Annotated in this window: 11 protein-coding genes; 2 read left to right on the top strand and 9 right to left on the bottom strand. The window is 61.5% G+C overall.

Annotated elements, in window-relative coordinates; all coding sequences use genetic code 11:
- Positions 1 to 9: 9 nt before the first annotated feature.
- A complete protein-coding gene (locus NIBR502773_RS17850) occupies positions 10 to 1,188 on the bottom strand; it encodes an O-antigen ligase (protein ID WP_141156584.1) in 1,179 nt (392 codons plus the stop codon).
- A gap of 148 nt (positions 1,189 to 1,336) precedes the next feature.
- Here NIBR502773_RS17850 and NIBR502773_RS17845 point away from each other — a divergent pair, with 148 nt between their 5' ends.
- Entirely contained in the window at positions 1,337 to 1,903 is a 567-nt protein-coding gene (locus NIBR502773_RS17845; protein WP_174557008.1) for a toluene tolerance protein, read from the top strand.
- On the opposite strand, the gene NIBR502773_RS17840 is transcribed toward NIBR502773_RS17845, so the two are convergent.
- The 8 genes from NIBR502773_RS17840 to NIBR502773_RS17805 form a co-directional block, all read right to left on the bottom strand.
- Positions 1,892 to 2,989 carry a glycosyltransferase gene (locus tag NIBR502773_RS17840; RefSeq protein WP_141156583.1) on the bottom strand — a complete coding sequence of 366 codons (1,098 nt, stop codon included), beginning with the start codon at positions 2,987 to 2,989 and terminating at the stop codon, positions 1,892 to 1,894. The genes NIBR502773_RS17845 and NIBR502773_RS17840 overlap by 12 nt on opposite strands.
- A gap of 42 nt (positions 2,990 to 3,031) precedes the next feature.
- Positions 3,032 to 3,793, bottom strand: a complete 762-nt coding sequence (locus NIBR502773_RS17835; protein WP_141156582.1) for a glycosyltransferase family 2 protein — start codon at positions 3,791 to 3,793, stop codon at positions 3,032 to 3,034.
- Between the two features lie 50 nt (positions 3,794 to 3,843).
- The gene (locus NIBR502773_RS17830; RefSeq protein WP_065940844.1) at positions 3,844 to 4,800 is read right to left on the bottom strand and encodes a glycosyltransferase; all 957 of its coding nucleotides are present in this window, start codon (positions 4,798 to 4,800) and stop codon (positions 3,844 to 3,846) included.
- A gap of 23 nt (positions 4,801 to 4,823) precedes the next feature.
- Complete coding sequence (locus NIBR502773_RS17825; RefSeq protein ID WP_141156581.1) at positions 4,824 to 6,221, bottom strand: PIG-L deacetylase family protein; 1,398 nt, start codon at positions 6,219 to 6,221, stop codon at positions 4,824 to 4,826.
- The gene (locus NIBR502773_RS17820; RefSeq protein WP_141156580.1) at positions 6,218 to 7,114 is read right to left on the bottom strand and encodes a GNAT family N-acetyltransferase; all 897 of its coding nucleotides are present in this window, start codon (positions 7,112 to 7,114) and stop codon (positions 6,218 to 6,220) included. The genes NIBR502773_RS17825 and NIBR502773_RS17820 overlap by 4 nt, the downstream gene beginning before the upstream one ends.
- Positions 7,114 to 8,244, bottom strand: a complete 1,131-nt coding sequence (locus NIBR502773_RS17815; RefSeq protein WP_141156579.1) for a glycosyltransferase — start codon at positions 8,242 to 8,244, stop codon at positions 7,114 to 7,116. The genes NIBR502773_RS17820 and NIBR502773_RS17815 overlap by 1 nt, the downstream gene beginning before the upstream one ends.
- Positions 8,228 to 9,985 (bottom strand): carbamoyltransferase, encoded by a 1,758-nt coding sequence (locus tag NIBR502773_RS17810; RefSeq protein WP_057702547.1) that lies wholly within the window; start codon positions 9,983 to 9,985, stop codon positions 8,228 to 8,230. The genes NIBR502773_RS17815 and NIBR502773_RS17810 overlap by 17 nt, the downstream gene beginning before the upstream one ends.
- A 142-nt stretch (positions 9,986 to 10,127) precedes the next feature.
- On the bottom strand, positions 10,128 to 10,484 hold the full coding sequence (locus NIBR502773_RS17805; RefSeq protein WP_065940840.1) for a YceK/YidQ family lipoprotein: 357 nt from the start codon (positions 10,482 to 10,484) through the stop codon (positions 10,128 to 10,130).
- A gap of 195 nt (positions 10,485 to 10,679) precedes the next feature.
- On the opposite strand from NIBR502773_RS17805, the gene NIBR502773_RS17800 reads away from it, so the two are divergent.
- Positions 10,680 to 12,779 (top strand): TonB-dependent receptor, encoded by a 2,100-nt coding sequence (locus NIBR502773_RS17800; RefSeq protein ID WP_141156578.1) that lies wholly within the window; start codon positions 10,680 to 10,682, stop codon positions 12,777 to 12,779.
- The last annotated feature ends 159 nt before the right edge of the window (positions 12,780 to 12,938 follow it).

Here is a 12,938-nt window from a genome sequence, read left to right as displayed (position 1 = left end):
GTGTCGAGCTCACTGATTGGGTAGGACGCGAACTTTATCACACGCGTCGGGTTTGGCCCGAGCCCAGACCAAAACACTGGCCAGGGCAATCGGCAGCCAGGAGATAAACCACTCGGCCCGCGGCGTGCCGGTCAGGCTGGCGGCATCGAATTGCATGGCCAGGAACGAAAACACCCACATGCCGATGATGCCCTTGCCATAGAGCGTGTCGCGGGCCTTCCAGGCTTGCCACAGCACACCGAACCACAGGCCGCACCACAGCAGCAGGCCCGGCAGGCCCAACTCGATGCTCACGTGGGTGAACAGGTTGTGGGAGTGATCGAAAAAGAGGTTGTCGGCAAATACCTTGTAGTCCCCACCCAGCCCCAGGCCGGTCCACGGGCGCTCGCTGATCATCTGCACGGCGGCCATGAAGATCTGCGGGCGGTAAGACACGCCACGGGCCAGCATCAGGGATTGCATGGCGAAGAACACCGCCAGCGCCGCAATGACCGCGCCAATCGCAATCACCGTGCTACGGCGGTCTCGGCACCAGGCGGGCATCGCCACCACAGTCAGCAACAAGGCCAGTGCGGCACCACGACTTTGGCTCAACACCACGAAAAGTCCGAGAAAACCGATAGACAGCACCCACGCCACTTGCATCCAACGACCACGGGGCAACCAGTGCAACAGCCAAACCGCAGCCAGGCCAATCACGTAGGCGCCCAGGATCGGGTGGGCCAACTGCCCTAAACCTTCGAGGCGGGCAGTCCAGGCATTCTGCTCAACACCATAGAACCTGATGATCGCCACCAGCGACGACAAGGCAAGCCCGAAACCGCCCCACTGCATCACACGAATGACGTGTTCGGTTCGACCACACGCAAACACAGGAAAAAACAGCAGGAACACACCGATATACAGCAGGCGCTTGGCCTCGCGCGACGGGTCTTCGACATTGGTCCACGACAGACTGACCAGCCCCCAGACGGCGAGCGCAGCGACCAGCAGGCACAGCCAGCGCTGTTCGCGCCAGACCTCCTTGAGACGCTCACGCGCCGACCAGGCAAACACCATTGCCGGCAACCACAGAAACAGCGTCAAGCCTTGTTGATAGATCTTATTGGTCGGCGCGAAGGCAATAGCCAACAAAAACCAAAGTAACCCGAAAACCATCCATACCTGCGCCCAACGACTTGCTTGCATCACCCGCTCCTGAATACGTTCAACCCACCAACCCGGCATGGTTAAAACCCAAAACTTTCGGCATTATTACCGATCACTGTGCCCGCGACCCCCACAAGGCTTTCCGACGATGCAATGTTCAAGGCTTTCCCAAGCCGATTTAACCGCGATGATTGAAGGTGCCAAAATCCTGGAACAGGACAGCTATGGCCCCAAAGTCTACCTGCTGACCGACGGGAATATCCTCAAACTGTTTCGCCGCAAGCGCCTGCTGTCGTCCGCGCTGTTTCGCCCGTACTCCAAGCGTTTCATCGACAATGTGGCGCAGTTGCAACAGCGCGGCATCCCGACCATGACCGTGCTCGCGTTCTTTCAACTGACGACCCCCGGCATGACCGCCGTACTCTATCGTCCTTTGCCGGGCGAAACGCTGCGCCAGATTTCCAGCCGTGAAGGCTTTGACTGGCGTACGAACCTCGACCCGCTCGTGGCCCTTATTCGCCGCTTGCATGGCGCGGGCATCTACTTCCGCTCGTTGCACCTGGGCAATATTGTCGTGACACCGGACAATGAAATGGGCCTGATCGACGTGGCCGACATGCGCTTCCTGCGCGCGCCCTTGAACCCTGAATTGGCAAGGCGCAACCTGCAACACTTCGCGCGCTATATTGCGCGCGAGAAGCTGAACGAACGCTTTCCAATGCAAGCACTGGAGCAAGCGCTGTTAGCGGCATGAGAACAGCCGCCGGGTGGTTTCGGTGAAATCATTCCAGGCTTGCTCCGGCGCCAACGCCCGCGACTGAGCCTCGACAACCTGTGCACTGGAACTCATGAACGCACGGTTCAGGAGGTCGGCCCAGGACGCGGTGCTGTCTACGGGCGCGTACCAGCCGGCATCACCCAGTTGTTCGCGGAACACCGCCAGCTCACTGGTCAATACCGGCACGCCGGCCATCACCGCCTCTTGCAGGATCAACCCCAGGCCCTCTTCCGTGGACGGAATGGCAACCCAGTCAAATGCCCGATAAAGGGTCGCCGCCTCAGGAAAATGCCCCGGCAGGGACACCTTGTCGCGCAAGCCAAGCGCCTCGATACGCGCCTCGAGCCTGGGCCTCGCCGGCCCCTCGCCGATGATCACCAGGCGCGCATCCGGCTGATCGGCCGTCGCACTGGCAAAGGCCTCCAGCAAACAGCCAAACCCCTTGCCGTCTACCAGTCGGCCTACCGCACCCACTGCCAGCGAGCCATCCAATGGCAGTCCCAGGTGGGAGCGCGCCTGCTCACGGGTAAGCACTGCGGCACGGAACACAGTAGGATCGAAGGCACTGCGCAGCACCGCCACAGGCCGTTGCAGGTAACGCTCAAGGGAGCTGGCGAGGGTTTGCGACACGGCCGCCAGGGTCAGTTGCGACGCTGGAAGCTGCTCGACGAGCTTGCGATCAGCTTTGCGCAAGCGCGTGACACCATGAAAAATCACCACGGCGCGCACCTGCGGCAAATGCTTTAGCACCGGTAAAAGCACGCGTGCGACACCGATGCCATCAAGCAACACAACCTGCACATCTTCAGGCAGGGCCTTCTGGAAACGCGCACGCATCCAGGGCATCAGCCACTTCCACAGGTGCCGCCCCTTGAGCCTGGCAGATGAGAGGTTCCACTCGAAGGCCTCTTTGACCAAGCCATCGTTACCCTCGGCGCTGCCCTGAAGCAACCAGGTGTGCACCCGTACATCGCTGTCGGCCTGGGACAATATCTGCTGATGAACCTTCTGCACCGAAGCGAATGCAGAGCCACCAGCCCACATGATGTTGAGAATACTCATCGAAAAAACCTTATGCGGTGTGGGTGCGGCTCGTCGTACTTACTAATGGATCAACCAGCCGATACCGACCCCAAGGATCAGCATGACGGCCAGCTTGACCCGCTCTCGTCGCTTACGCCGCTCCTTGGTCAAGCGCTCTCCTGCCGTCGCCACATGCAAACCAAAACCGGTGTGCAAAACGGCATCACCTTCCAGGGTAACGGCGGCCAGGTTCAGCTGCGCGTAACGCCTGGAAAGCCCTTTCTCACCTTCAAACCCGGCATAGGGCGCGCACAACCAATATTCCTTGATACGCCGCAGGCCCGGGTTCAGCGAGAACCCCTGCCAGTCAGGCTTATCGGACAGCAAAGGATAACAAGGCACCCCACCAATCACCTCACGCGCCCCCAGATGAATATAGGGACTGTGCACCTGCAAATCGTAGACGTAATTACGCAACCAGACTTGCAGAATATCGGGACGCTGCTCCAGGACCGTCTTGGAATCCTCGACAAAACCGGGTCGATAAAACGCCCAATCATCTTCGCAATGGAATATGTACGGGGTCTTGACCGACCCGTAGGCCAAGTCGATGGATGCCAATTGCCCCAGCTTCGGGCGGTTGATCAGGAACGTGCAATGGCCGAGCCAATGCTCAGGAATCGCCAGGCGGACCGCGTCATCGCCAGAGTCTTCGGTAATGAAGACTTCGCGAATGGCCGCTGTATTGAACAGATCGAAGCTCGTGAGCGTGCGCTTCAACAAATCGAAGCGACCACAACTGGTCACGACGAGCGTTATATCGCTTTGAGCGGAGAATTGCATTCAAGCCTCAAAATATCATAAGGCCACTAAGTGCGGCCACTTGGCAGATATCAAACGCCCAGTTTCAAGCGCAACTTTTCCAGCAAACTCAACGGGGCTCGGGGACGCAGCGGCGGCTTCAGCGCTTCGACAATGCGCTGTCCGATGCGCGCAAAGCTGAACTGACTGACCGCGAGGTCTTGCCCGTTGCGCGCAATCTCGGCCGCCAGTTGAGGATTGGATCGCAATGCAGCGAGTTTTTCCTGCAACTGGGGAATGTCTTTGTAGAACACCACATTGACCATGTCCTTGAAGCCAAGGGCCTGGTTTTCCGCAGCCCCCTGGTCAAACGCCAGCAGCACACAACCACAGGCCATGGCTTCGAAGTTCTTGATCATATACTCGCCCATGCCCACGTCGGCACTGACGAAAAAACGAATCCGGTTGAGGGTTGCGCAGTATTCCTCACCGGATTTGGTGCGCGTGACCACCAAAGGTTCAACGCGGGCCAATTCATCGAGCAATGCCTTGCGACCACTGTAGGCCACGCTGTTGGTGCTGCCGACAAAGGCCAGCTCAATGTCGCGCTCCAGCCCCTGGGCCTGCAACAGCGCCTGATCGTAGCCCTTGGGCACGAACACCGCATCGAAGCCTTCGGCGCGCAGGCGTTCGGTCACCATATGCCCCGAACTGATGACCCGCGCCCACGGCAACCGACGGTAGTGGGCACTGAACTTGCCCGTGTACTTGCAGGGAATGTAGTTCTGGTAGGCATCGTGTTCGAGGATCACCAGGTTCGGGATCGTACGGATAAAGCCGGCCTGGCGAATCTCCTGCTTGAACCGCAGGAAGAACACGATGCGGTCATAACGGGTCACGTCGACTTCACGCTTGAAGTAACCGCGCAGGTTGCGCTGCTCAGCACTGCTCAGCCAGCGGGTATCACACTCGCAGTGCTCGGCAATGCCTTCGTACAGGCGATCGAGAATCGCGCGCTGTTCTTTCTGTACCAGAAACAAAACTTTCATGACCTTCCCTTTCACAAATGCCGTCACAGACGCCAGAACAACTCATGCCGTCGTACGGCTTTGCGGAAAAACTCGTTCTCACCATAAGGCGACCGCGCCCGCCCCGCCAAGACCCGTTGCAGCCAGCGCCGCACACGACGCTTGAACGGTGGGGCGGGTTGCAGGTCATGCATCATGCCCAGCGCCATGGCCTTGTCGCGCTGCCGGGCCGGCGACAGCGACAGGCTGCACGGCCACAGTTCCAGCGTGTCATCGAACAGCGGCGGCAGGGCAATACCGGCGCCCGCGTCGCCCATGGGCCAGCGGTCGTTGTCATGCAGGTGGTTGGCGTAACCGAGCACGGTGGTCGGCTGCCATTCCAGACCTTGCAAGGCTTCGATCACCGCTTGCTGCGCACAGATGTGGTCCGGATGAGGGTCCAGGATCGGATGGGGCAAGACGATCACTTCAGGGCGCGCGGTCAGCAGCAACTGACGCAGATCGGCGAGCAGGTTCTGCCAGGTCGGCAGGCCATCGGCATCCGCCGGCAACGGGAAAGGGTTGAATTGACGGAACAGGCGGGTATCCGACAGGTCGGCCTCGCGCGAAGCGATCGGCTGATCAGGCGCAGCGCGCATCGCCGGCAGTTGCAGGCAGAAGTAACCCAGCTGCACGCAGTGCGCCTGTGGTACGCCGGCCCAAAGCGGCACGGCAATGCTGTCCCAGGCACGCAGGCGCCCTTTGGTCCGCGCAGCCTCGACCGGATCCAGGCCCATGCGTTGATAGTGCTCGGCTTCGATTTCACCGGCGGTAAGGGTCACGATCCACGGCTTGTCGGCCTGGCTGTAAAGACCGAAGGCAGCCAATTCGGCATCGTCGGCATGAGGCGCGATAACCATGACCCGCTGCGCCGAATAATCCGGCGTGCCCCAGGCCCACAGCCGAGGAGCGCCCTGCACAGTACAAAAACGCCCGCGCAAGCGCAGCTCACCGGACATCAGGGCCGGCGCCCAGCCACTGAGGTTCAGGTAGCGAACGCCATTCACCCCGCGCTCGAAGGCCTGTCGGTCAGTGCTCTCGCCGCCCAGAATCTCAATGGCCGGATCCAGGAAACGTCCCAACCAACCACTCTTGACCTTGATAGCCAATACCAGGGTCGCCTCGGCCTGCAGCGGCGAATCCACCCTTAGCCGGTCACCGTCGAAGCGAACCCCGGCCACCTCGGCATCCGTCGAAAACCGGTATTGGTAGTCTTCGTTGGGCGCATAAAACAGATGGTCGGCAAACCATGCTTCGTGGGCGACCCAGGCCAGCACACCGAGCACCAGCGGCAGCCACCACGCCACCCAGATACCAATCACCACCAGCAGCAGCAAGCCGATCAGCAAACCGACCCGTTTGTTGCGCCGATGGCGCTTGAGCAATTGCTGTTTGCGGCTCATACGGTCAGCACCGGCACAGGGTTGCACCAACGGTCCTTGTACTCGCGGTCGGCACGCCCGAAGGAGAAACGCAGCGGCTTGCCCATCTCACGGGCCTGTTCCCAGGCGCCCTGGGTGTTGAGGAAGCTCAGGACACTGCCCGGACTGAATGCACGGGTTTCAGGGTCGACGCCGCCATTGACGTACTCCACGCTGATCCACTCCGGCGACTCGACCCGGTACACCAACTGGACCGCGATGGGCACGTCATTGAGGAAAATCACCGAGCCGATCAGCCATTCGCGTAGCAGCTCGATCACCTCGGCCATGCGTTCGGCGCCGGTGGCGACAAAGCCCCAGCGGCGCAGGAACAGGTCGCAGTAGATCGCGGCCAATTCCCCACTGGAAAACTCGCTCACCGGTCGCACCACCCCACCGGCCTCTTCGAGCAAGCGCAGTTCGCGACGCTGGTTGTAGCGAAACTTCTTCGACAGTTCTTCCGGGGTGCGGGCCATGGCCAACTGTTCGGCCTGGGGCTTGAGGCCGCTGAAACGGCCTTCATTCAGGGCCGACAAATAGCGTGCACGGTGCCGCAAGGGCGCCTGGGCTGCAGGCGCGGCGGGCAGGATCAACTCGGCGTTACCCAGGTCGAACAGGCCTTTTTTGCCGCGCTGCTTGAGCACATCCTTGGATAAGGCCAGGTCGCGCCCCCAGGTCGCGATGCAGGCTTGAAGCTCGCCGCCCTGCTCCCAGGCCAGGTAACGCACCGGGATGTCGGCCAGCCCGGCCAGACGTTCGATCACTTGCGGGTGGGTCGCGACACTGCCGCCAAAACGTTGCCAGGCATCGCTGTAGACCGGCGCGTCGACGACGGACCAGCCACGCTCGCGCCAGCCTTGGAATCGATTGAGCATCAAGCCCCCGCGGTCAGTTCAATAACGTGCGGCAATTGCCAGAAGGTATCGCGTACCGCCTGATCCGAGAAACGCTCGCGCAGGCGCTCCAGCATCATCTCGGCGCACTGCCGTTGCTGGTGTTGGTCCATCGCTGCCAGGTGCCGCAGCCCCTGGGCAAGGTGTTCGGCATCGCCGAAGGGAAACAGGATACCCACGCCTTCGACCACTTCCTTCGCGCCGCCACAGGCCGTGGCCAGCAACGGGACGCCGGCCGCCATGGCTTCCAGCAGCACCATGCCAAAGGGTTCATGGTCGGAGCTCAGGGCAAACACATCGAAAGCACGGAAATAGCGGCGCGCCTCCGGCACCTGGCCGAGGAACAACACCTTGTCGGCAATGCCCAGCTCCCGCGCGAGGGCCTTGAGGTCCTGCTCCAGGCGCCCGCTGCCGAGGATCGCCAGGCGGCTTTCGGCCGGCAAGTGCGCCAGCGCCTGGGCAAAGCCCTTGAGCAGCGTGGCCTGGTCCTTGTCCGGGTGCAGGCGACCGACATTGCCGACCACCCATTCGTCCGGCGACAACCCCAACGCGTCACGCGCCTCATGTGCAGGCACCTGGGTGGCCTGCAAGGCGTCGACGTCGATGCGGTTGTACAACGTCTGGATGCGCGCCGCCGGCCAGGTCGGCAGGCAGCGGCGCATATCGTCACGCACCGCGTCGGAAACCCCCAGCAGGCTCAGGCGCTTGCGGAAGATCCCGGCAAACAGCCTGCGACTGCGACGCTGGTAATCCCCAAAGGCGTGATGCACGCCAATCACCGGCAGCCGTGTGCCGAGCAAGGCGATGTAGATCGGCTTGAAACGGTGGGCGATACAAAAGCTGAAGTTGCGCGACGCGGCGATCTTGCGCAGTTCACGAATGGCACCCAGCTTCAGGCCACGAATGGCCTTGGAGCTGAATTCCATGAACAACACTTCATCGGACGCACAACCGGCGGCCACGTGCGGGTCGGCGACCCCGGTGAGAAACACCGTGGTCACCTTGTAGCCGGAGCCTGCGAACAAGCTGGCGTACTGCCGCGCGCAGTCCAGGAACGGACCGTCATAGCCATGGCAGAACTGCAGGACGTGGCGTTCAGCCGAGCGCGTCATAAGGGTCCACGCCGTCTTTGACGACCAGGATGTCTTCCATGATCAGGTACTGCAGGTCGGAGCCGAAGAACATGTTCAGCGCGTCGGTCGGCGAGCAGATCATCGCTTCGCCACGACGGTTGAGCGAAGTGTTCAGGGACACGCCGTTGCCGGTCAGTACTTCCAGCTCTTTCATCATGTCGTAGTAGCGCGGGTTGTATTCGCGCTTGAGCACCTGGGCGCGGGAGGTACCGTCTTCATGCACCACTTCCGGCACGCGGGTCTTCCACTCTTCCGACACTTCAAAGGTGAAGGTCATGAACGGCGCCGGGTGATCGACCTTGATCATCTGCGGCGCCACTGTGTCGAGCATCGACGGGCAGAAAGGCCTCCAGCGCTCGCGGAACTTGATCTGGTGGTTGATGCGGTCGGCCACGCCGGTCGCACTTGGGCAACCGATGATCGAACGACCGCCCAGGGCGCGCGGGCCAAACTCCATGCGGCCCTGGAACCAGGCCACCGGGTTGCCGTCGACCATGATCTTGGCAATGCGCTTGGGCATGTTCTCGATCTTGCGCCAGTTCGGCTTGCTCTCGTGCTTGGCGCAGGCGGCGATTACGTCTTCGTTGCTGTAGGACGGACCGAGGTAGACGTGTTCCATCTTCTCCACCGGTACACCACGGGCGTGGGACACGTACGCGGCGGCACCGACAGCAGTGCCGGCATCGCCGGACGCCGGCTGCACGAACAGCTCTTTCACGTCGTCACGGGCAATGATCTTCTGATTCAGCTTGACGTTCAGCGCGCAGCCGCCGGCGAAGGCCAGCTTGCCGGTGTCCTTGAGGATATCGCCCAGGTAATGGTCGATCATCTGCAAGGCCAGCTTTTCAAACAGCGCCTGCATGCTGGCGGCGTAGTGGATGTACGGCTCGTCGGCGATGTCGCCTTCGCGCTTGGGGCCCAGCCACTCGATCAGTTTCGGCGAGAAGTAGAAACCCTTGCCCTTCTCTTTATAACGGCGCAGGCCGATGACGTTGGCGTAGTCGGTGTTGATCACCAGCTCACCGTTTTCGAACGAGGCCAGGCGCGAGAAGTCGTACTTGCTGGCATCGCCGTACGGCGCCATGCCCATGACCTTGAACTCGCCGTCGAGCATCTCGAAACCGAGGAACTCGGTGATCGCGCCGTACAGGCCGCCGAGGGAGTCCGGATCGTAGAATTCCTTGATCTTGTGGATCTTGCCGTTCTCGCCGTAGCCGAAGAACGTGGTGGCGTACTCACCCTTGCCGTCGATGCCGAGGATCGCGGTCTTCTCCTGGAAGCCGGAGCAGTGGTAGGCGCTGGAAGCATGGGCCAGGTGGTGTTCAACCGGTTCGATCTTGATTTTCTTCGGATCGAAGCCCAGTTGCTCCAGGCACCAGACGATCTTGTTGCGGTAGCGCTTGTAGCGACGGTTGCCCATCAGGATCGCGTCAAGCGCGCGGTCCGGGGCGTACCAGTAACGCTTGGCGTAGTGCCAGCGTGCCTCGCCGAACAGGCTGATCGGGGCGAACGGGATCGCCACCACATCAACGTCGGAAGGCTTGATGCCGGCCTGTTCCAGGCAGAACTTCGCCGACTCGTAGGGCATGCGGTTCTTTGCATGTTTGTCGCGTACGAAGCGCTCTTCTTCGGCGGCCGCGATCAGCTTGCCGTCGATATACAAGGCTGCGGAAGGATCATGGCTAAGGGCGCCGGACAGGCCAAGAATCGTCAATGCCACAGGGGTCTAGCCTCTTTTAGTCTGCATGCAGGCGGGTTGCGCCTGAAAAAAGTGTGCTTCCCGCCTGGGCAGGAAACAGCTAAAGGGCGGGATTATAGCTCAAAAGCAGTGGGAAGCTGTTAGCGGCAAGCGGCAAGAGGGGCTAGCGGAAGATCTCGATGCTGCCGTCCTTGTTCTGGCGGTAGATCGTATAGGGCAGCATCAGCGTGTCCAGCACCCCGGAGGCCGCGAATTCGATGGCGATGATCGGCAAGGCACCGGGCCCATGGTCGATCAGGCTGATGTCGCTCAGGCTTTTATCAGGCTTGGGCTCGCCATTGAGGGTGCAAAACCCGTACATCACCCCGCTGTAGATACGCGGCACGTTTTCACAGTGGCTGCGTGAATCCTTGAGGTTCTTGCTGGTCACGACATCAGGGCGGAACACGGTATTGATGCTTCCGCAACCGGCAAGCGCCAACCCGGCGACCAGACACAAGACTTCCGATGCAATCCTCACGAACCACTCCTTTTGACCCAGGCCATTGTCATTTGCCGAAACGGATCACGCTAACATCGACAAACCTGGAGCCCCAGTGTAGTAACACCGACTTGCAACGTAGGCGGATTCCTAAATGATAAAAATCGCCCGAGTCACTAAACTCGCGGCCTTTTGCGCGCTTACACACTAAGCGCCACGGATTCCGGCCGACTCATGAACCACCTCACCCGCCTCACCCTGTTATTGCCCGGCCTGTTCGCCCTGTGCAACACCGTCCAGGCAGACGACACAGCCCTGACCCTCGACCCCAGCGTCGTCACCGGCTCGCGCAGCGCCAGCCCGACCTTCGACCTGCCGTACTCGGTGGACGGCATCAGCCGCGCGCAGATCAGCGACGGCCAATTGGGCATCAACGCCTCCGAAGCGCTGGCCCGCGTGCCCGGCCTGGTGGTGCAGAACCGCCAGAACTATGCCCAGGACCTGCAGATTTCCTCTCGCGGCTTCGGCGCCCGCTCGGCCTTCGGTGTGCGTGGCATCAAGCTGATCGCCGACGGCATCCCCGCCAGCACCCCGGACGGCCAGGGCCAGGCCGCCACGTTCAACCTCGACACCGCCGAGCGTATCGAAGTGCTGCGCGGCCCGGCCGCCACCCTGTATGGCAGCAATGCCGGCGGCGTGATCCAGATGTTTTCCCGCGATGGCGAAGGCCCGCCACGCATCGGCGCCGAAACCCTGGTGGGCAGCGACGGCCTGAACAAGAACCACCTGAGCGCCGAAGGCGCGGCGAACGGGGCAGGCTTTGTACTCGACGCCTCGCGCATGGACACCAACGGCTACCGCGACCATAGCAGTGCCCGTCGCGACCAGACCTTCGCCAAGCTTAACTTCCAACCGGATGACGACAGCAAGCTGGCGCTGATCTACAGCAGCCTGGAGCAGAACGGTACCCAGGATCCACTGGGGCAGACCTGGGACGCCTACAAGGCCGACCCGCGTTCGGTGAGCAGCAATGCGCTGACGTACAACACGCGCAAAAGTATCGATCATCAGCAATTGGGCATGAATTATGAGCGGTACTTCGGTGATGCGACGCTGCAGGTGAATGGCTATACCGGGCGGCGGAGTGTGGTTCAGTATCTGTCGATCCCGGACAGGTTCGGCAGTGGCGCCGCCAACCCGGCTAACGCTCGCGGCGGTGTGGTAGCTTTCGACCGCAAGTTCTATGGCGGCTCCCTCCATTGGCTGCAACCCATCACCAGCGCACCCGGCGACCTGACCCTGATCACCGGCCTCGACTACGACCGCAGCCAGGATGATCGCCAAGGTTATTCCAACACCGTCAATGGGGTGCATGGTGTCAAAGGGGCCTTGGGCCGCGATGAAATCGACACCGCCACCAGCCTCGACCCGTTCGTGCAAGCCAACTGGCTGCTGGGTGACTGGACCCTGCAAGCCGGCCTGCGCCACAGCACCATGGAAATGGACGTAGACGATCACTTCCTCAGCGACGGCAACGACAGCGGCAGCAAGACCTACCAGAAGAACACGCCGTCGGTCAGCGTCATGTACGCCTTCACACCTGACTTGCACGGTTATGTAAGCGCGGGCAAAGGTTTCGAAACCCCAACCCAGGCCGAGTCCGCGTATTCCAGCACGGCGAACGGCTTCAACTTTGCGCTCAAGCCATCGGTCAGCAAACAGTATGAAGTTGGCCTGAAAGCTCGCATTGGCCAGGACACCCGCGTGAATGCGGCCCTCTTTCAGATCACCACCGAGGACGAACTGGTAGTGCAGCAATCCAGCGGAGGGCGCACCACTTACCAAAACGCCGGCCGCACCCTGCGCCGCGGCTTCGAACTGGGCATCGAAAGCCAACTCGCCGAACACTGGAGCACCAACCTCGCCTACACGCGCCTGCAAGCCACCTACGACAGCGACTTCACCAGTGGCACAACTCCCGTGGACAAAGGCAACTACCTTCCCGGCGTGCCGCAAACCACGCTGTTCGCCGAGCTGAACTGGAAACCCCGGGACTGGGTCAGTACCGCTGTCGAAGGCCTGTACCGCAGCAAGGTCTACGTCGAAGACACCAACAGCCAACACGCCGCGCCGGGCTACAGCGTGTTCAACTGGCGCGCACGGTTCGAGCAGAAGGTCGAACACTGGACCTTCCACCAGACCCTGCGCCTGGACAACCTGCTGGACCGCCAGTACGTCGGTTCGGTGATCGTCGGCGACAGCAATGGCCGCTACTACGAGGCGGCGCCTGGGCGCTCGTGGTATGCCGGGGCGGGTGCGGCGTATCAATTCTGAACGCACCACACCTTCAATGCGGGAGGCCCCGCGCCGTTGCGCAGCAAACCGGAACCCCTGTGGCGAGCGGGCTTGTCCCGCGTCGGGCTGCGCAGCAGCCCCAAAACCGGGCGCAGAGGAGTACCTGATACCCCGCATTCGTCTTCATCAGGGGGGCGC

Origin of the sequence: Pseudomonas sp. NIBRBAC000502773 (assembly GCF_006517195.1) — a bacterium.
GTDB classification, from domain to species: Bacteria; Pseudomonadota; Gammaproteobacteria; order Pseudomonadales; family Pseudomonadaceae; genus Aquipseudomonas; species Aquipseudomonas marginalis.
Note: the sequence above shows the minus strand (reverse complement) of the source record. Positions and strands in the feature narration are given on the sequence as shown.

Coding starts and splice junctions, on each gene's coding strand:
- NIBR502773_RS17820 (WP_141156580.1), bottom strand. CDS start 7,114: ATGCTCAATCGATTCCAAGGCTGGCGCGAGCGTGGCTGGTCCGTCGTC.
- NIBR502773_RS17815 (WP_141156579.1), bottom strand. CDS start 8,244: ATGACGCGCTCGGCTGAACGCCACGTCCTGCAGTTCTGCCATGGCTAT.
- NIBR502773_RS17825 (WP_141156581.1), bottom strand. CDS start 6,221: ATGAGCCGCAAACAGCAATTGCTCAAGCGCCATCGGCGCAACAAACGG.
- NIBR502773_RS17830 (WP_065940844.1), bottom strand. CDS start 4,800: ATGAAAGTTTTGTTTCTGGTACAGAAAGAACAGCGCGCGATTCTCGAT.
- NIBR502773_RS17800 (WP_141156578.1), top strand. CDS start 10,680: ATGAACCACCTCACCCGCCTCACCCTGTTATTGCCCGGCCTGTTCGCC.
- NIBR502773_RS17850 (WP_141156584.1), bottom strand. CDS start 1,188: ATGCAAGCAAGTCGTTGGGCGCAGGTATGGATGGTTTTCGGGTTACTT.
- NIBR502773_RS17835 (WP_141156582.1), bottom strand. CDS start 3,793: ATGCAATTCTCCGCTCAAAGCGATATAACGCTCGTCGTGACCAGTTGT.
- NIBR502773_RS17840 (WP_141156583.1), bottom strand. CDS start 2,989: ATGAGTATTCTCAACATCATGTGGGCTGGTGGCTCTGCATTCGCTTCG.
- NIBR502773_RS17845 (WP_174557008.1), top strand. CDS start 1,337: ATGATTGAAGGTGCCAAAATCCTGGAACAGGACAGCTATGGCCCCAAA.